Annotated in this window: 14 protein-coding genes; 5 read left to right on the top strand and 9 right to left on the bottom strand. The window is 56.6% G+C overall.

Features of this window, described 5'->3' with window-relative positions; all coding sequences use genetic code 11:
- From entA to entC, 4 genes are read right to left on the bottom strand one after another with little or no spacing between them, the layout of a single operon-like run.
- Positions 1-756, bottom strand: coding sequence for a 2,3-dihydro-2,3-dihydroxybenzoate dehydrogenase EntA (gene entA, locus ACLJQJ_RS01675; RefSeq protein WP_063808925.1), 756 nt, complete (start codon positions 754-756; stop codon positions 1-3).
- Positions 756-1,613, bottom strand: a complete 858-nt coding sequence (locus ACLJQJ_RS01670) for an isochorismatase (RefSeq protein ID WP_001007166.1) — start codon at positions 1,611-1,613, stop codon at positions 756-758. Before ACLJQJ_RS01670 ends, entA begins: the two co-directional genes overlap by 1 nt.
- A gap of 13 nt (positions 1,614-1,626) precedes the next feature.
- A complete protein-coding gene (entE, locus tag ACLJQJ_RS01665) occupies positions 1,627-3,237 on the bottom strand; it encodes a (2,3-dihydroxybenzoyl)adenylate synthase EntE (RefSeq protein WP_063808926.1) in 1,611 nt (536 codons plus the stop codon).
- A gap of 9 nt (positions 3,238-3,246) precedes the next feature.
- On the bottom strand, positions 3,247-4,422 hold the full coding sequence (entC, locus tag ACLJQJ_RS01660) for an isochorismate synthase EntC (protein ID WP_000367596.1): 1,176 nt from the start codon (positions 4,420-4,422) through the stop codon (positions 3,247-3,249).
- Positions 4,423-4,730: 308 nt separating this feature from the next.
- On the opposite strand from entC, the gene fepB reads away from it, so the two are divergent.
- On the top strand, positions 4,731-5,687 hold the full coding sequence (gene fepB, locus ACLJQJ_RS01655; protein WP_063808927.1) for a Fe2+-enterobactin ABC transporter substrate-binding protein: 957 nt from the start codon (positions 4,731-4,733) through the stop codon (positions 5,685-5,687).
- A 62-nt stretch (positions 5,688-5,749) separates the two neighbouring features.
- Here the strand turns inward: fepB and entS are convergent, their stop codons facing one another.
- A complete protein-coding gene (gene entS / locus ACLJQJ_RS01650; RefSeq protein WP_001081661.1) occupies positions 5,750-6,994 on the bottom strand; it encodes an enterobactin transporter EntS in 1,245 nt (414 codons plus the stop codon).
- 110 nt (positions 6,995-7,104) lie between these two features.
- Here entS and fepD point away from each other — a divergent pair, with 110 nt between their 5' ends.
- From fepD to fepC, 3 genes are read left to right on the top strand one after another with little or no spacing between them, the layout of a single operon-like run.
- On the top strand, positions 7,105-8,112 hold the full coding sequence (gene fepD / locus ACLJQJ_RS01645) for a Fe(3+)-siderophore ABC transporter permease (RefSeq protein ID WP_001277879.1): 1,008 nt from the start codon (positions 7,105-7,107) through the stop codon (positions 8,110-8,112).
- Positions 8,112-9,101 carry an iron-enterobactin ABC transporter permease gene (gene fepG / locus ACLJQJ_RS01640; protein ID WP_000480064.1) on the top strand — a complete coding sequence of 330 codons (990 nt, stop codon included), beginning with the start codon at positions 8,112-8,114 and terminating at the stop codon, positions 9,099-9,101. Before fepD ends, fepG begins: the two co-directional genes overlap by 1 nt.
- On the top strand, positions 9,098-9,892 hold the full coding sequence (gene fepC / locus ACLJQJ_RS01635) for an iron-enterobactin ABC transporter ATP-binding protein (RefSeq protein ID WP_063808928.1): 795 nt from the start codon (positions 9,098-9,100) through the stop codon (positions 9,890-9,892). The genes fepG and fepC overlap by 4 nt, the downstream gene beginning before the upstream one ends.
- A gap of 52 nt (positions 9,893-9,944) precedes the next feature.
- On the opposite strand, the gene wzz(fepE) is transcribed toward fepC, so the two are convergent.
- The 4 genes from wzz(fepE) to fes form a co-directional block, all read right to left on the bottom strand.
- Positions 9,945-11,081, bottom strand: coding sequence for an LPS O-antigen length regulator Wzz(fepE) (gene wzz(fepE) / locus ACLJQJ_RS01630; RefSeq protein ID WP_063808929.1), 1,137 nt, complete (start codon positions 11,079-11,081; stop codon positions 9,945-9,947).
- A 249-nt stretch (positions 11,082-11,330) separates the two neighbouring features.
- Positions 11,331-15,215, bottom strand: coding sequence for an enterobactin non-ribosomal peptide synthetase EntF (gene entF / locus ACLJQJ_RS01625; RefSeq protein WP_063808846.1), 3,885 nt, complete (start codon positions 15,213-15,215; stop codon positions 11,331-11,333).
- Entirely contained in the window at positions 15,212-15,430 is a 219-nt protein-coding gene (locus ACLJQJ_RS01620) for an MbtH family protein (RefSeq protein WP_000396014.1), read from the bottom strand. Before ACLJQJ_RS01620 ends, entF begins: the two co-directional genes overlap by 4 nt.
- A gap of 30 nt (positions 15,431-15,460) precedes the next feature.
- Complete coding sequence (gene fes / locus ACLJQJ_RS01615; protein ID WP_063808847.1) at positions 15,461-16,675, bottom strand: enterochelin esterase; 1,215 nt, start codon at positions 16,673-16,675, stop codon at positions 15,461-15,463.
- 188 nt (positions 16,676-16,863) lie between these two features.
- Here fes and ACLJQJ_RS01610 point away from each other — a divergent pair, with 188 nt between their 5' ends.
- Positions 16,864-19,119, top strand: coding sequence for a TonB-dependent siderophore receptor (locus ACLJQJ_RS01610; protein ID WP_001034949.1), 2,256 nt, complete (start codon positions 16,864-16,866; stop codon positions 19,117-19,119).
- The last annotated feature ends 32 nt before the right edge of the window (positions 19,120-19,151 follow it).

Raw genomic sequence — 19,151 nt, 5'->3', positions numbered from 1 at the left:
TCAGGCTCCCAATGTTGAACCGCCGTCCACCACGATATCCTGCAAGGTAATGTGGCTGGCCAGATCGGAGGCAAGAAACAAAATGGTATTGGCTATCTCCTGCGGACGGGCGATTTTACCGAGCGGTATGCCGAGCTTAAACTGTTCGCCGAAACCGCGAATACGCTGCTGTTCGGCATCTTCACTTACCCATAACGTGCGCTGCATATCGGTGTCAGTCGAACCCGGCGACACCACATTACAGCGCACCCCGCAGCCCGCCAGCTCCAGCCCAACGGTTAGCGCCAGGCTTTTCAGCGCCGCTTTAGAGGCGCCGTAGGCGCTCATACCGATACGCGGCGTATACGCCGCATCTGAGGCTACGGTGACAATCGCCCCTCCCTGCTGACGGCGAAACTGCGCCATCGTCTGCGAAAACAGGTTAAATGCCCCGCCCACATTGACCGCAAATGTCTGCTGCCAGTCGTCGACGCTAAGCGCATCGGTCGCTCCCATACGCAAAATACCGGCGGCGTTGACCAGCACATCCAGCCGCGGCGTTTTTTGCAACACACGCTGGCACACCTGCGCGACCTGTGCGGCATCCGCCACATCCATGACTTCGGTAGCAAAGGGATAATTCTCTTGCGTAAATTCGCGATCGAAGCCGATCACCCGCGCCCCGGCGTCGACAAACGCCAGCGCCGTCGCGTAACCGATCCCTTTCCCCGCCCCGGTCACCCATACCGTTTTGTCTGAAAAATCAAAGCCGGTCATTACTCTACCCCGCGAGAAAGCAACGCCCACCAGGCGTCAATGGTCGGGTTTTTCGCCAGCATCACGAAGTCGATATCGCCGTGTACTTTACGCCAGCGCGCCGCCAGCCCCATCATGCGTACTGAATCCAGGCCATAATCAATCAGGTTTTCATCATCCAGCGGCTCGTCGGTCTCATCCAGCAACGGCAGAATCAACGCCCGCAGCGCCGCTTTACTGGCAGGAACCGGCGTCGGCAGCAGCGACTCGGTCATGACGACGCGACCGGAACGCCCCGCCACATAGTTCAGCGCCATCAGATGCTCTTCCCGGCTGAAATCCGCCAGCGCATCCGCCACCATAAACGGCTTAATGTCGCGCATAAACGCATCGGTAGCGGTGGTCATACAGCCAATATGCGCATACACGCCGGTAATGATGAGCTGATTACGTCCGGTATCTTTTAACATCTGTTCCAGCGGCGAGCGGTGAAACGCGCTATAGCGCCACTTCACCAGCACCGTATCCGCCTCATCCGGCGTTAAGGCTTCTACCACCTTCTGCTGTTCCGGAGAGCGCGTCAGTCCCGGCCCCCACATATCATTGAGTAACGCGCGATCTTCATCGCTTTGCTCTTTCGGCTGAGCGGTGTAATAGACCGGGATATGATGTTCCTTACAGTACTGGCGCAGGGCGGCGATATTAGCAATCACCTGGTCCATCATTGGGCAGTTGCGGCCCCAAAAGCTGACAAAGTAATCCTGCATATCGTGGATGAGCAGCGCAGCGCGCTCCGGCTCAAATGCCCAGTTCACTTTGTTGGTCGGGATATCCAGTGCGGTGGGCAGCGCGTAAGACTGTAGTTTCGGGATTGCCATCTCTCTTTCTCCTTCAGAGCGGTGAACGTGACGCCAACCGCTGGCGTAATTGTTTTTTATCGACTTTACCAACCGGCGTCAGCGGCAGTGACGCAACGCACTCTACGCGATCCGGTAATTTAAATTCCGCCACGCCCTGCTCTCGCAGGAAACGGCGTACCTGTACCGCTCGCAGCGGCTCTTTTACCACCAGATATGCGCAACTTTTTTCTCCCAGCAGTTCATCTTCCATGCTGACCAGCGCCGCATGGATCACCGCCGGGTGGCGCAGTAACAGGTTTTCTATCTCTTCGGCGGCTATCTTCTCGCCGCCCCGATTGATCTGATCTTTTTCACGCCCGTGAACGGTGATGTAGCCGTCTTGATCAATGGAGATCAGATCGCCGGAGCAGTAAAAACCGTTGGCGTCAAAGGCGCTGGCATTGTGTTGCGGACTGTTGAAATAGCCGCGAAAAGTATAGGGGCCGCGCGTCATCAGACGACCAATCTCGCCCGGCGGCAGTGGATTCCCGTCAGCATCCGCCACCCACACTTCGTCGTCCGGACACATGGGTCTTCCCTGGGTATTGATAATCCGTTCCGGACTATCGTCCAGCCGGGTATAATTCACTAACCCTTCCGCCATGCCGAAGACCTGCTGCAACTGACAGCCAATTTCAGCCGGAATACGGGCGGCCAGCGTCGCAGAAAGCCGCGCGCCGCCGACCTGCAATAACCTTAATGACGCCAGCGGCGTATTGCCGCCCCACTCCTGGATAGCCTGTAGCCATAGACTGACCGCGGGCGGCACCAGCGCCGTGGCATTAATCTGGTATTTTTCGATCAGCGGGAAACAGAGCGTGGCGCTGGGATCGGTCGCCAGCACTACCGTTCCTTTGGCGAGAAAAACGCCCAGCGCGCCCGGCGAACTCATGGCGTAGTTATGCGCGGCGGGAATCGCGCACAGAAAACGCGTCTCCTCGTTGAAACCGCAAATCTCATTGCTGCGGCGCACGCTGTAGTAATAGTCGTTATGGGTACGGGGAATAAGCTTTGGCGTGCCGGTAGTACCGCCGGAAAGCTGAAAGTAGGCCACTTCGTCAGCAGGTGATGGCGTGGCAGTGAAATCTTCCGCCGCCTGCCGCATCGCCGCGTCCAGGCTGTGATCGCCGTCGTCGTTGCGCAATAACACCACCCGCACAGAGCGGTGTTCAGCCACAAACGTGTTGAGAAAGTCCTCCCCGGCGAACAGCATATGTTGGCGATCGGCAATCACCAGCGTCGGCGCGATCTGCATCGCATAGGCGTTAAGTTCGGTACGTTGATGGCTAAACAGCGCCAGAACAGGCGCTACGCCAAGCTTCAACAGGGCGAAAAAGGTGATATACAGTTCCGGTACATTCCCCAGTTGTACCAGAGCGGTTTCGCCAGGTTTGATGCCCTGACGGCGTAAACTGCAGGCCAGATTATCTGCGGCCTGGTTGAGCTGGCGATAGCTGAATGCGCGCTCGCCTTCAATGACCGCCGTCTTGTCGCTGTCAGCGTGGCGGGTCAGAATATCGGTCAACGGCACGTCTTGCCAGTAGCCTTTTTCACGATAACGGCGGGCAAATTCATCCGGCCAACGGGTGAAAGGTATACGCATCATCGTTCCTTAATGCAGTCCAAAAACGTTCAACATCGTAGAGAGTTTGACGCCAGTTTCCCGCCACTCGCCGACTGGCGAAGAGGCAGGGACAATCCCGGCGCCGGCGAACAGGCGCACCTGATTACCGTGCAATTTCGCGCAACGAATCGTTACTACCCACTCGCCGTTTCCTTCGGCGTCGCACCAGCCGACAATGCCGCCAAACAGTTCACGATCGAACGGTTCCAGTTCAGCAATCAGCTTTTTCGCGACCTGATGGGGGAAACCGCTTAACGCAGGCGTTGGATGCAGCAGACAGGCCAACGTCAGCGCGTTTTCTCCGGCGTTGGCCTTGCCCTCAAACGGCGTACCGAGATGCCATAGCGTCGGCGTGGTGATCAACTGCGGAGAGGAAGGTAATTGCAGTTCCGTGCTGCGATCGCGCAGGATCTGCTTCATCGCCTGTGTCACCAGCTCATGTTCATGGCGATCTTTTTGTGAAGCTAGCAGTCGGTTTCCCGCCTCGCGATCCAGAACATCATCCGGCTGTCGGCGTGCCGAGCCTGCTAACGGCAGCGAACTAAACCGCTCGCCCTCCTTGCGTAGCAGCAATTCGGGGCTGGCGCCCAGCAGAACGCCGCCATCCGCCAGCGGCACATGGAAGTTGTAACTAACTGGATTCTGCGCAACCAGCCGCTCCAGCAATGCTCCGCTATCCACCGCCACATCAGTGGTGATATCTATTAACCGGGAAAGCACCACTTTATCGACGTCTGGCGTGGCGGTCAGCATAGCCGCGCGTGCGACCATCGCTTCAAAAGCATCCTGCTCCGGAATCGCCTTTCGCGCCGTCACCGTCAGCGGCTGATGGTCAGTAAAATAACGCGCCGTGCGCTGCTTTTGCTGGCGAGAAAAGGACTGCCACGCCATCGGGATAAATAGCGACGACGGCTGACGGGTATCAAAGGGGATCGCCCCCACCAGGATAGGGTTGGCGATGCCCTGCGATTTGGCCTCGGCAAACTGCTGGCGCAATTTCTGCTGGAAAGGGCTATCCGGCGAATCGCCGGCAACCGCAGGCTCGGTATAACGGGCGAAGCACCCGGAAGTGGTAAAACTGCGATACGGCGACATGAAGAAAAAGCGATCGGGAGCAAGCGTTGCCATTGTCTCCTGAGCGTCCTCGGCCAGTGACATATCCATATCATCCTCCAATGATAAAGGCTTATATACACTTCATCTTTCAAGCTGCCTCTTTGTTGGCTGCGCTCAGAAACCCCGGTCACACAGTTATCTATGCCCGCGGGGATTTCTTCCCTTGCCGTCGCGATGCTTCTTGAATGATTTTGTGTATAATAATGATTATTATTTCTATTTTTAGTGCGCTAACCTAAGAGTAAAACGTCGCTCTGTCAACTCTGGTCATGAGTTAAATGGCACTAAGGCTTGCATCTCGCTGCCGTTGACATGAAAATGAGAAGCATTAACTTTATTAATAACAGGACGCTATTGTGAGACTCCCCGCCTTTTATCGTTGGCTGCTTTTAGTGATTGGTATATCAATTTCAGGAATATCCTTAGCCCAGGACGCCGGTTGGCCCCGACAAATTCAGGACAGCCGCAGCGTTCATACTCTGGACCACAAACCCGCGCGTATCGTCTCTACCAGCGTGACGTTGACAGGCTCGCTGCTGGCGATTGATGCGCCCGTCGTCGCCAGCGGAGCCACTACGCCGAATAACCGCTTTGCCGACGATCAAGGGTTTATGCGCCAGTGGAGCGACGTAGCAAAGGCTCGCCATGTCGCCCGGCTGTACATCGGCGAACCGAATGCCGAAACGGTCGCCGCGCAAATACCGGATCTCATTTTGATTAGCGCCACCGGCGGCGACTCCGCGCTGGCGCTTTACGATCAGCTCTCCGCCATCGCGCCGACACTCGTCATCAATTATGACGATAAAAGCTGGCAGAGTTTGCTCACGCAGCTTGGCGAGATCACCGGTCAGGAGAAACAGGCCGCCGCGCGAATAGCGGAATTTGAGGCGCAACTGACGACGGTTAAACAGCGAATCGCCCTGCCGCCGCAGCCGGTTAGCGCGCTGGTGTATACTCCTGCCGCGCATAGCGCCAATCTGTGGACGCCAGAATCAGCACAAGGCAAGCTGTTGACGCAGTTAGGCTTTACGCTGGCGACATTGCCCCGAGGGCTGCAAACCAGCAAAAGCCAGGGTAAGCGCCACGATATCATTCAGCTTGGCGGTGAAAATCTGGCCGCCGGGTTAAACGGCCAATCTCTTTTCCTGTTTGCCGGCGACAACAACGATGTCGCGGCCCTTTACGCCAATCCGCTGCTGGCGCACCTGCCAGCGGTGCAAAATAAGCGCGTCTATGCCCTGGGCACGGAGACGTTCCGTCTGGATTATTACAGCGCAACATTGTTGCTTAACCGGCTGGCCGCCCTGTTTTAGCCTTATCGGAGTCTTATCCGACTGACCAGACCGATTTTGTCAGTCGGATAAACGCCTCTTTATCAGCCAGCATCGCTAACCGGCGGCGTCTGGCGAAAACGGCGTAGCTCGCCCAGCACTAACAGCAGCAACAAACCGATAATCACCAGCCCGAATCCACTCACGCTCGCGGAAGCGACCGGCGTCATCATTGCGCCAAGACCGCCTAACAGCGCCGCGCCGATAGCGTCTCCCGTGACGTTTTGCGCGGTCCACAGGCCGTTCATTCGCCCCAGCATATTTTCCGGCGTCTGAGTTTGCAGCAGAGTGTATTGTAATAACGAACTGATGGCGCTAAGCCAGCCAAATAGCGCCAGACAGATAACACCTGCGATCCAGACCGGCATGATGGCGAACAGCCCCACCGCCAGAAAAGAACCGACTGTCGAAACCAGCATAATGAGCCCCGGACGAACGCTATGCGCCAGTTGTCCGCTGGTCAGCGCACCAATGGCCGCCCCCAGCGGAATTGCCGCATACAGCAAACCGATTTGCGCCGCCGACATCTGCCAGCTCATCGCCAGCGCCGGATAGAGGACGCGTACCGCGCTTGCCATCGTCACCAGACCGCCAAGCAGCGCAATACCGCCGATAAGCGGACTGGCGAGCAAAAAACGAAATGCCGCCAGTAACGCGATAAATGGATTTTCCCGCGGCTGCGGAGGGACAGGCAGTCGCGGCAGCGTCAGTAACGGCAATAGCGTAATAAACGTCCCGGCGGCCGCCAGCCCATAGTTCCAGGCTACGCCGCCGCTGGCAAGCAATATGCCCCCCAACATCGGGGAAATAACCGATCCCAGACGTACCGTCAGCATGGTAATCGCGCCGGCCTGCATCAGATTTTCTCTTCCGACCAGCGCTGGCGTCGCCGCCAGTAACGCGGTCACGCCCAGAGACGCGAAAAAGCCGTCCCACAGGCCAAGGAGATATATCGCCAGCAATGATGGTTCCGGCAGCAGCGCGTTCACGCACAGGCCAATAAAGCCAATACCGCAAGTACCGCGCGCCAGCAGAATCACCTTTTTGCGTTCGTAGCGATCGGCCAGTACGCCGCCCACCATTAAGCCAATAAACATGGCGCCGCCGGTTAACGTTACCGACAGCCCTACCTGCCAGGTGGAGTGCGTCATCATTTGGATCTGTACCGGAACCGCCACGCCAAGCAGCCCCAGCGAGACAATAGAGATAAAACGGGCCAGAAATACTGCGCGAAATGCAGGGTGCGTCTTCAACAGGCTGAGATTGAGCAGCCAGGATTGTCGATTCATTACAACGCCTTAATGCGAGTTTTTTTAAATATCCATTCAATGGCTGCACATGCTAACATAACCAAATAAGATAGATAACGATAATTACTATCATTATCAGGGAAGTTACTATGTCATGCTCGTTTTCCGTGACGCGCGCGTTTGCCGTGCCCGGATTGTTGTTATTACTGAGTCTCGCCGCGGTTTTAAGCCTGGTCATTGGCGCGAAACCGCTGCCCGCCGCCGTCGTGCTGGAGGCGTTCACCGGCGTGTGCCAAAGCGCCGATTGCACCATCGTCCTGGATGCGCGTTTGCCGCGTACGCTGGCCGGATTACTGGCAGGCGGCGCGTTGGGTCTCGCCGGGGCGCTCATGCAAACACTCACTCGCAACCCGCTCGCCGACCCGGGGATTCTGGGCGTTAACAACGGCGCCAGCTTCGCCATTGTACTGGGCGCGGCGCTGTTTGGTTTCTCCACGCCGCTGGAACAGCTTTTCATGGCATTTAGCGGCGCGCTTATCGCATCGCTGATTGTCGCCTTCACCGGTAGTCAGGGCGGCGGCCAGTTAAGCCCGGTCCGCCTGACACTGGCGGGCGTGGCGCTTGGCGCGGTACTGGAAGGATTGACCAGCGGCATCGCGCTGTTAAATCCAGAGGTCTATGATCAGCTTCGCTTCTGGCAGGCGGGATCGCTGGACATTCGCAGCCTGCAAACGTTGAAAGTCGCGCTCGCGCCCGTGGTTATCGCTGGGATCGTGGCGCTATTTCTGAGCCGAGCGCTGAACAGCCTGAGCCTCGGCAGCGATACCGCGACGGCGCTGGGGAGTAAAGTGGCGCGCACCCAACTTATCGGTTTACTGGCGATTACCGTCTTGTGCGGCAGCGCAACGGCGCTGGTCGGCCCTATCGCCTTTATTGGTCTGATGATGCCGCATATGGCGCGTTGGCTGGTGGGCGCAGACCACCGCTGGTCGCTGCCAGTGACGCTACTGGCAACCCCTGCTCTGCTGCTTTTTGCCGATATTATTGGTCGTCTGTTGGTGCCGGGCGAACTCCGCGTATCGGTTGTCAGTGCGTTTATCGGCGCGCCGGTACTTATCTTTCTGGTACGCCGTAAATCGAACGGAGGCGGCCTGTGATGTTTCTTTCTCGTCGGCTTATCGTAAGTTGCCTGCTTCTGGCGGCTGGCTGCTTCGCCATTGGCTTATGGAGTCTGCAAAGCGGCGCCGTGCCTCTTGAGACCGGGCAGATTATTGCCGCGCTGCTGGGCGATGCGCCGCGTAACATCACCCTTGTCGTAACCGAATGGCGACTACCGCGCGTATTAATGGCGCTGCTGATTGGCGCTGCGCTTGGCGTCAGTGGCGCGATTTTTCAGTCGTTGATGCGTAACCCGCTAGGCAGCCCTGATGTGATGGGCTTTAATACTGGCGCCTGGAGCGGCGTACTGGTCGCAATGGTCCTGTTTGGCCAGCATCTTACCGCGATCGCGCTGGCGGCAATGGCGGGCGGTATCGTCACGTCATTGATTGTCTGGCTGCTCGCCTGGCGTAACGGGATTGAAACTTTCCGGCTGATTATCATCGGTATCGGCATCCGCGCGATGTTAGTCGCCTTTAATACCTGGCTTCTGTTGCAGGCGTCGCTGGAAACGGCGCTCACCGCCGGCTTATGGAACGCCGGGTCGCTCAACGGTCTGACATGGGCAAAAACCTGGCCTTCGGCGCCGCTGATTATTGTGATGCTGACAGGCGCCGCGCTGCTGGTGCGTCGTATGCGGCTGCTGGAGATGGGCGATGACAGCGCCTGCGCGCTGGGTGTTAGCGTGGAGCGGTCACGCCTGATGCTGATGCTGGTGGCGGTGTCGCTCACCGCTGCGGCAACGGCACTGGCTGGCCCCATCTCGTTTATTGCCCTTGTCGCGCCGCACATCGCCCGCCGTCTTAGCGGCACAGCGCGCTGGGGATTAACCCAGTCGGCGCTGTGCGGCGCGTTGTTACTACTGGCCGCCGATGCGTGCGCGCAGCAACTGTTTATGCCTTATCAGCTTCCAGTGGGCGTGGTCACCGTCAGCCTCGGCGGTATTTACCTTATCGTCTTGTTAATTCAGGAGTCCCGCAAAAAATGACCGAATCCGTAGCCCGTTTGCGCGGCGACCAGTTAACGCTGGGTTATGGCAGCTATACCGTCGCAAAAAACCTTAATGTTTCGATTCCGGACGGCCATTTTACCGCTATCATCGGCCCTAACGGCTGCGGCAAGTCGACGTTGCTACGCACGCTAAGCCGTCTGATGACGCCTGTTGACGGCCATGTCTGGCTGGATGGCGAACAGATACAGCGTTACGCCAGTAAAGAGGTGGCGCGGCGCATCGGATTGCTGGCGCAAAACGCCACTACGCCGGGCGATATCACCGTACAAGAGCTGGTCGCCAGAGGGCGTTATCCGCATCAGCCGTTATTTACCCGCTGGCGTAAGGAAGATGCCGATGCCGTCGCCAGTGCCATGCGTGCAACAGGTATCACCTCACTGGCGGCGCAAAGTGTAGACACTCTGTCCGGCGGCCAACGTCAGCGGGCGTGGATAGCCATGGTGCTGGCGCAGGAAACGTCCATCATGCTGCTGGATGAGCCGACAACGTGGCTGGATATTAGCCATCAAATTGATTTGCTGGAGTTGTTAAGCGATCTCAACCGCGAAAAAGGCTATACGCTCGCCGCCGTCCTGCATGACCTGAATCAGGCCTGCCGATACGCCACGCATTTGATTGCATTACGCGAAGGTAATATTGTCGCACAGGGCGCGCCGAAAGAGATTGTTACCGCAGATCTTATCGAAAAAATCTATGGGCTGCGCTGTATGATTATCGACGATCCGGTTGCCGGGACGCCGCTGGTGGTACCGCTGGGGCGGCGATAGTCGCCCACACAGATGACAAAGCCGGATATCGCTATCCGGCTTTTCGGGTAAATCAGACTAACCGTTCATCTATCGCCAGCGCGTTTTCCATTTTACGCGAGACCATCGCGTGACGCAGTAATACGCCGCCGCAGGCCATCATACCGCCAATCAACGCCGCCAGGATAATAATGACCGCTTTACCCGGGCCATCTTTTTTCACTGGCAAAGACGGCGACAGTTGATATTTAAACGGGGTAAACTTCACGTCGCTCACATTCATTGCCACCAGTTGTTCAACATGGTATTGACGGTTACGCAAATCACCGTTGATCTCGGCCATGTCCGTTACCCCTTTTTCAATTTCCAGTTTGCGGGAAATACCATCCGCGCCGAGAGAAATAGAAAAATCCGGATCATCTTTTACCGCCTGACCATTGCTGTAAACCGGTCTCTTAATGCCGGCGGCGTTGGCGATTTCCAGCGAATAATGGAGACGTTGAATATTGGCATCAAGCTGGTTTTTGAGACGCACTCGATCCATCGCCAGCTTTTCCTGCTCATAGCGGGTTTTGATTTCCAGCTGGTTACGAATATTTTCCAGCGTCTCTTTCACGACGATATCGGAGATGTACTGAATATAGCCAGCTAACACTTTTTGCGCTTCTTCCCGCGTCGGCGCGGTAAAACTCAGCGTCCACGACGTGAATAACGACGTTTCATTTTTCTTGCCGACATTACTGTCCACCGCTTTCATTTTTTCGCTCAGCACGACAATCGCCCGGTGAAGATCCTGCTCGTCTATTTGCGCGCCTTTTAATTGATCCATGACATACGGAGAAGAACGAAGATATTCTTCCAGCAGCGAGGGCGAGCTAAACTTTTTAATAAACAGATTAAATACGCTGCCCCGATCAACGCTTACCTCCATATCCAACACGCGCAGCGCGGTCAACGTTCTCTCCAGACCGTGCCACTGTACCGACTCCGCCGGTGTGACAATCGCCTGGCTGGTCCATTTTTGCGGCAGCAGAAAGGACAGAAGTAACCCCACGCACGCAAAGGCGAAAACGGTAGCAAGAATACGACGTTTCGCCTGCCATAACACCTCTATAAGGCTAAACAAATCGATTTCATGACTGTTGACGGGCGGCAGTGAGTAACCTGCAAATGACTGATTTTTTTCTTGTTTTACATTAAGAGATGGCATGCCGTATGACCTGAAAACTTTATCCAATGAAAGAACACATTCCTGTCAGAGATTCTAACAGCAAGTCAGAATTATCCGAAACAATCTTTACGCGCCAGTGCCCGAAAAGCTAAATATTCGGAATTAAACTTGCCTGTAGCATGTATCACTTATGTTAAAAGAATTAATAGTTGCAATAAAAAACCCATAATAATTAGTAATTATTATGGGTTTCAGGATTTAATTTGTTAAAGGCAGAAACAACGCCCGTTATTTATTAATAAGTTCGCTGATGATGGGCCCGATAGTTTCAAAAGCGGAGGGAGAAATAATATCTACATGCGCGCACGGCTGGCGATAAATAGCCAAAGACGCTATCCACGGCGACCAGCTCTGTTCAGGCGATACGCCTTCCGGCACCGTTTTATCCGCCACAAAGAGCGTAGCATGTCCATCAAACGGTACGCTATGCGCCGTCGTCAGCAAACGGACGGCATCCGCATAATTGCCTTCAATGGCGGTAAATAAGGCTTCGGAGGCATTTCCCTGCTGCGCGGCGACAAACGCAGCGCGTTCACGTTCAATTTCCGCCAATACGTCCGGATTGAGGCCATTCGCCTCTTTTTCCCGCCAGTTTTGCGTTTCCGGCGGCCAGGTGTCCAGTAACCCCAAAAACGCCACCGTTTCGCCGCGCGCGCGCAACCGGGCGGCGATCCCTTGCGCCAGCGTCCCGCCCAGCGAATAGCCTAATAAATAATAAGGGCCATGCGGCTGCCGGGCGAGCAATGTCGCCAGATGATGTTCACATACCTCATCAAGGGTGGTTGCGGTTTGCATAGGGCCAGCGGGGCGCGGCGACTGAATCCCCATAATCGACCACGACGGGCTGAGATAGCGTGATAATACGCTAAATTGCCAGGCGAACCCCGACGCCGGATGGAAACAAAATAACGTTGGACCATCGCTTTCACGCAGCGGCAACAGCGGCCCGAACCCCAGATTGCGCGAGCGTTCGTCATCGTCAGTATCGAGCAGCTTACTTAACTGCGCCACGTCAGACGCCACCATCACCTGCCCCGGCGTCACCTGGCGGTTAAACGTCTGACTTAGCTGCGCGGCCAGTTTCATCGCCAGCAGCGAATGTCCGCCCAGCGCAAAGAAATCACTTTCAACGTCGTTAATCTCACAGCCCAGCAGGCGGGAAAACGCCGCGGCGACAGCAATCTCCGTTGCGGACTGCGGCGCACGCCCTTTCACGCGCGGCGTCAGGTCCGGCAGCGGCAGGGCTTTGCGATCCAGCTTGCCATTGGCGCTAAGCGGCAAGCTGGCAAGTTGCAACAGCACAACCGGCACCATATGCGCGGGAAGTTTTTGGCGTAATTTTTCCTGCAGCGCCGGTAAATCCAGCGGCAAACCGGAGTGCGACACCAGATAGCCGACCAGTTGCCGGGCATCCCCGCCCGTCGCCGCCGCCTGATTAAAGACGCAGGCATGTGCTACCGCCTGTTCAACATCCGGCAGCGTTTGCATGACGCGGTCAATCTCGCCCAGTTCAATACGTTGCCCCCGAATTTTGAGCTGATCGTCGCTGCGCCCCAGGTATTCTACCGCGCCGGAATCCAGCCAGCGCGCCACATCTCCGGTACGGTACATCCGTTCGCCTGGCGCAAAAGGATCGGCGATAAAACGGCTGGCGGTAAGATCCGGACGCCCCAGATAGCCCTGCGCCAGTTGGATACCGGTAAGATAGAGATCGCCAGCCACGCCCGGCGGCACCGGCTGCATATGCGCATCGAGAATACGTAAACCGGTATTCCAGACGGGATAACCAATCGGGATGCTGTTGCCGTCAACAGCCGCCAGCTCATCGCCACAGGCCGGATACCAGCTCACATCCACCGCGGCCTCCGTTGGCCCGTACAGATTGTGTAGCGGCGCGTTGGTTAACGTCTCCCATTCGCGGCACAGCGCCGTCGGCAGGGCCTCGCCGCTACAGAAAACGCGCGTTAAGGAAGCGCAGCTTTTCCCAGCCGACGCTGGCGTGAGCGAGGCAATAAAGGCCGCCAGCATCGACGGCACAAAATGGGTGGTCGTGACGCCGTATTGCGCAAAGAACCGCTGCATCGCGAGCGGGTCGCGGTGCGCTTCCGGTTCAGCCATCACCAGTTTCGCCCCGGCGATAAACGGCCAGAAAAACTCCCATACTGAGACGTCAAAACTGCACGGCGTTTTTTGCGCTACTACATCATCCGCCGTCAACGGATAGTGATCCTGCATCCACAGCAGCCGGTTGACTATCGCCGTTTGTCCCACCATCACCCCTTTCGGCCTGCCCGTCGAGCCAGAGGTGAAAATGATGTAAGCGGTATGATGCGGTAACGACAGCCTCAGCGGAGTGGCGTCACTGACCGGTAGCGGTTGGCTATAACACAAATATTCCATCCCCGGAATATCGTGAAAGCGCGCCAGCTGCGCCTGAGTCGTAATTAACAGTTTCGGCTGCGCATCTTCCAGCATCATTCGCAGCCGATCGTCAGGATAACCGGTATCCAGCGGCAGCCAGGCGGCGCCCGCCTCGACAATGCCATGCAGCGCTAAGGTCAGGAAAACCGACCGCGGCAACGCCACCGCCACGCTATCGCCAGGCTGAACGCCGCGTTCCCGCAGCGCGTACGCCAGCGCTACAACCTGTTCGCGCATTTCACGGTAGGTAAAGTGATAATGCGCATCTGCCAACGCGGAAGCCTCTGGCGTTTTTTGCGCCTGCTGCGCCACCAAATCGCTAAGCGTGGCGGCGGGAATCGTTACCGCCGTATTATTAAGGTGTGTTAATTGCGTTTGTTCTTCCGCCAGCAGCATTTGCGCATCGCCGCAGCGCAGCGCCGGGTTATCAGCAAACTGCGTGATAAGCGCCATCAATCGTAAGGCATGGCGGGAGAGCGTGGCGTCATCGTAACGCTGTGCATTCGCCAGCAATTCAATATCCAGACCGCCGTTTTCATCCGGAAAAAGCGCCAGTTCAAGATCGTTAACCGGCCCCGTCGCCAGGGTATGGGTTTGCGCCTGTATGCCAGGAAGATCCAGATGATAATCAAATACTTTTATATTGAGCACCGGGCCAAATAGCGGCGTCTCCCCTGCGGCTCGCCCGCTATCGCGTACAATCTGTTCGGCGTCGTAACGCTGGTGGCGGCGCATCTTCTTTAACTGCGCCGCAAGACGCTTCGCCAGCGTTGGCAGATCTTCCGTCGCATGAAGGTTAACCGCCAGCGGCAACACGTTAAGGACAGGCCCGGTCGCCGTTAACGCCGCCGAGCCCATCCGCCGCATAAAGATAAATCCAGCGGCATAATCCATTCGCCCGCATAATCGTCCCAGCCACAACGTCACCAGCGCCAGGGCAAGATCCGCTCGCGGTATCTCAGGCATGTGCGCCGCCAGTTGGCGAAACGCCCCCGCCGGCGCGCTCAATTTCATACGCAGAATACCCGCGCTCGCCGACCGCCCCGGCAGCGGCGCGGCAGAAATTGACGCCGGGGGCGGCAGCTCGCGGCGCTGCTGCGCCCAGAAGGCGCCGTCACGCTGCCAGGCCTCGCTCTGGCGATAGCGCTGATATTCCTCGACCACATCCGCAAAGGGGGTAAAAGGCGACTCCGGCGTAGGGGCGTCGCTCTGCCAGGCGCGATAAATCGCCGCAATCTGGCGGGTTATCGCCGGGAAGCTAAAGCCATCCACCAGCAAATGGTGATAGCGCTGATACCAATACCAGCGGGTATCATCAATGCGGATTAACTGGTGAAACGCCAGCGGCTTACCGCTATCTGCGCGCAGGTTTTGCCGTAAATCCGCCTGCATTAACGCCAGCGCCGCGTGATGCGGATCGGGCTGGTCGCGTAAATCGGCAATCGGGGGCTCGCCGAAGGTGTGCTCAGGATCTATCCATTGCCAGACCTCGCCGTTCTCTTCGGTAAAACGCATCCGTAGCGTATCCGCCTGTTGCATCCCTACCGCTACCGCTTTTGCCAGCAAGGGGGCATCCAGCTCGCCATTCAGTTCCACGTAGTGCGCCACGCTCCAGGCGGAGGGTAAATCAGAGAGTTTTTCTGCCATCCAGATCCCCGGCTGGGCGGCGACTAACGGTAAACGCTGCGTCATTTCGCCTCCTGCTTATCGGCATAATGCGCCGGATTCAGTGTTGTCCAGCGCGTATTAAGCCACTGCTGGCACGCGTCCTGCGATTGCGGTTCGCATACCACGTCCCAGCCTGCGGGAAGCACGCACGCCGCTGGCCAAAGGCTGAATTGACGCTGCGCATTTTGCAGGATGTAAAACTGTCCCTGCGGATTATCGAAGGGATTACTGAATTCCATACTCAACTCCTGTCATGGACATGTGCCCGGTTAAAGCGTGTCGATAAGCGGCTGCCAAAGCAGCATCAGCCCTTGCGTTAGCCCGCCGCGCCAGCAAAGCGCATCGTGTCCGCCGTCAACCTGACGCCAGAAAATGGACTGCTGCGAAGTATTCAGTTGGGCATAAAGCGCCTGATTCGCCTGAAACACGATCGGCTCACGCACGCCGGCTTCCAGTACGATACGCAGTCCGCGCGCGCATAATGCGCCGGTTTTCAGCCGGGTAATGACTTCCCCCTCCGGCGGGGTGATGCGATGAGGCCACCAGAACGATCCTGACTGGCTTAGTACACAGCCAAAACGCGTCGGCCAGTTCAGGCCGGCATACAGCGCCGACAGGCCGCCAAAACTCTGTCCGGCGACCACCGTTCGCCCGGCATCATCGCTAAAAGGCGTCACGGCTCTGACTTGCGGCAACAGTTCCTGCTGCACCGCCAGCCAGAAGTCGGCATTGCAGGGCAACTCCTGGCTGCGGTGTTGAGTATCAATCGCGTCAATCAGCAGATAGACGGCACCGGGAAGCAGGCGTTGATGAGTCAGCGAGGCGAGTGCGGGCCAGACGGGCATATTTTCCGCCCAGAATTGACCGTCCAGCAGAATAGCCAACGGTCTTTCCTCCGGCGCCTCGTCTCCGGTCGTCAATATCCATACGCGGCGGGAGTTACCCAGACGTTCGCTATGCCACTGCATCATCAAAGGCGGCGAGTACGGCGTTTCAGGACGATCCCATCCCGGCTGAAGGGGCGCACCCGGCATTTCCAGCGCTGAAACCGCATGACCACGTCCTCCCCGCCAGCTTCGCGAATTAAGCGGGTCGGCAATCGCCTGCGGTAATAGCTGTCGCCAGCCTTCACGCAGCGCGTTCCGATCGGGCGTTTCGCCCGGCGCAAAAGCGGCAAAAACGTCATCGCGTTCGGTAGGAATAAAACAGTAGCTGCCGCGCCAGTTAGCGCTAAGCGCCGTACTCCAGCGCCAGACATCCGTTCCGGCAATACGCGCCATCGTCTGAGGCTGCGCGTTTTGATGATGATCGGTTACGCCAGTGATGTAGACCCAGACACGCCGTATCGGGGAGTGTGTTTCGTTTCCCTGCGGGTCGCGCCACCAAAAAGTGACCCGATAATTTCCGTCTTTTTCCCGTATCCATTCCGGCCCGGTTTTCGTCCTCCACCAGGCCTCACTTCCCATTGCCAGCGCCTCTTTCATTATAACCCTGTGTTTATTATGAATTTTGTATATAAAAGGTGAAATATATTGATAATATTATTGATAACTATTTGCATTTGCAATAGCGTATTGTCGCGCTATGGGACGCGCGAACACAATTTCACCACCCGGCCAATGCCTTTGACGGGCGCTTTGGCTTATGTGGCTAAAGAAAAGCAGGATATACAATGAACAAGAAGATTCATTCCCTGACCTTACTGGTCAATTTAGGGATTTACGGGGCCGCTCTGCCCGTGATGGCGGAAGACAAAACCGATAGCGCTGCGCTCACCAATGAAGACACCATCGTGGTGACTGCTGCCCAGCAAAACCTACAGGCGCCAGGCGTATCCACCATCACCGCCGATGAGATCCGCAAAAATCCGCCCGCGCGCGACGTGTCAGAAATCATCCGCACCATGCCGGGCGTGAACCTGACCGGCAACTCCACCAGCGGTCAGCGCGGGAATAATCGCCAAATCGATATTCGCGGCATGGGGCCGGAAAACACCCTCATCCTGATAGACGGTAAACCCGTCACCAGCCGTAACTCGGTGCGCCTGGGCTGGCGCGGCGAACGCGATACCCGCGGCGATACCGCGTGGGTGCCGCCGGAGATGATCGAACGCATTGAAGTGCTGCGTGGCCCTGCCGCCGCACGCTACGGTAACGGCGCGGCGGGTGGCGTGGTCAATATCATTACCAAAAAAGGCGGTAGCGAGTGGCACGGCTCCTGGAATACCTATTTCAACGCGCCGGAACATAAAGACGAAGGCGCGACCAAACGCACTAACTTTAGCCTGAACGGCCCGCTGGGCGGGGATTTCAGCTTCCGTCTGTATGGCAACCTCGACAAAACGCAGGCGGATGCGCGTAATATTAACCAGGGGCATCAGTCTGAACGTACCGGGAGTTACGCCGACACGTTACCAGCCGGACGCGAGGGGGTCATTAACAAAGATATCAACGGCGTGGTTCGTTGGGATTTTGCTCCGCTTCAGTCTCTGGAGCTGGAGGCCGGTTACAGTCGCCAGGGCAACCTCTATGCCGGCGATACTCAGAACACCAATACGAACCAACTGGTGAAAGATAATTACGGAAAAGAGACGAACCGCCTCTATCGGCAGAACTACTCTCTGACCTGGAACGGCGGCTGGGATAATGGCGTAACCACCAGTAACTGGGTGCAATACGAACATACCCGTAACTCCCGGATGCCGGAAGGCCTGGCAGGCGGCACCGAAGGGATTTTCGATCCCAAAGCATCGCAAAAATATGCCGATGCCGATTTGAATGACGTCACCCTACACAGCGAAGTGAGCCTCCCTTTTGATCTGCTGGTCAATCAAAACCTGACGCTGGGTACCGAATGGGCCCAACAGCGTATGAAAGACGAGCTCTCCAACTCGCAAACCTTTATGGGGGGAAATATCCCGGGTTACAGCAGTACCAATCGTAGCCCCTATTCAAAAGCGGAAATTTTCTCTCTGTTTGCTGAAAACAACATGGAACTGACCGACAGCACCATGCTGACGCCGGGGCTACGTTTCGATCATCACAGTATTGTGGGGGATAACTGGAGCCCGTCGCTGAACCTGTCGCAAGGTCTGGGGGATGACTTTACCCTGAAAATGGGAATCGCCCGCGCTTATAAAGCCCCGAGTCTGTACCAGACTAACCCAAACTATATTTTGTACAGTAAAGGTCAGGGTTGCTACGCGACTGGCGCGGGTACCGGCATCGGCTGCTATATGATGGGTAACGATGATCTGAAAGCCGAAACCAGCATCAATAAAGAGATCGGTCTGGAATTTAAACGCGATGGCTGGCTGGCCGGCATCACCTGGTTCCGCAATGATTACCGCAATAAGATTGAAGCGGGTACAGTGCCGTTGCAGCGTATCAATAACGGCAAAACGGATGTCTATCAGTGGGAGAACGTGCCGAAAGCGGTCGTTGAAGGTCTGGAAGGCACGTTAAACGTACCGGTTAGCGACACCGTCAACTGGACGAATAACGTTACGTATATGCTGCAGAGTAAAAACAAAGAGACCGGCGAACGCCTGTCGATTATTCCACAGTACACGCTTAACTCTACCCTGAGCTGGCAGGTACGTCAGGACGTTTCTCTGCAATCGACCTTCACCTGGTACGGCAAACAAGAGCCGAAGAAATATGATTATCAGGGTAACCCCGTTACCGGAACAGATAAGCAAGCGGTCAGCCCATACAGTATTGTTGGCCTGAGCGCGACCTGGGACGTGACCAAAAATGTCAGCCTGACCGGTGGCGTGGATAACCTCTTTGACAAACGTCTGTGGCGTGAAGGTAACGCGCAAACCGTCAGGGATACGCAAACTGGCGCTTATATGGCGGGTGCTGGCGCGTACACCTATAACGAACCGGGACGTACGTGGTATATGAGCATTAATACCCATTTCTGATGGCAACCTTCCCTCCCTCATTCGGGGAGGGA

The sequence above is a fragment of the Salmonella sp. SAL04202 genome (genome assembly GCF_046550775.1).
In the GTDB taxonomy this organism is placed as follows: domain Bacteria; phylum Pseudomonadota; class Gammaproteobacteria; order Enterobacterales; family Enterobacteriaceae; genus Salmonella; species Salmonella enterica.
Note: the sequence above shows the minus strand (reverse complement) of the source record. Positions and strands in the feature narration are given on the sequence as shown.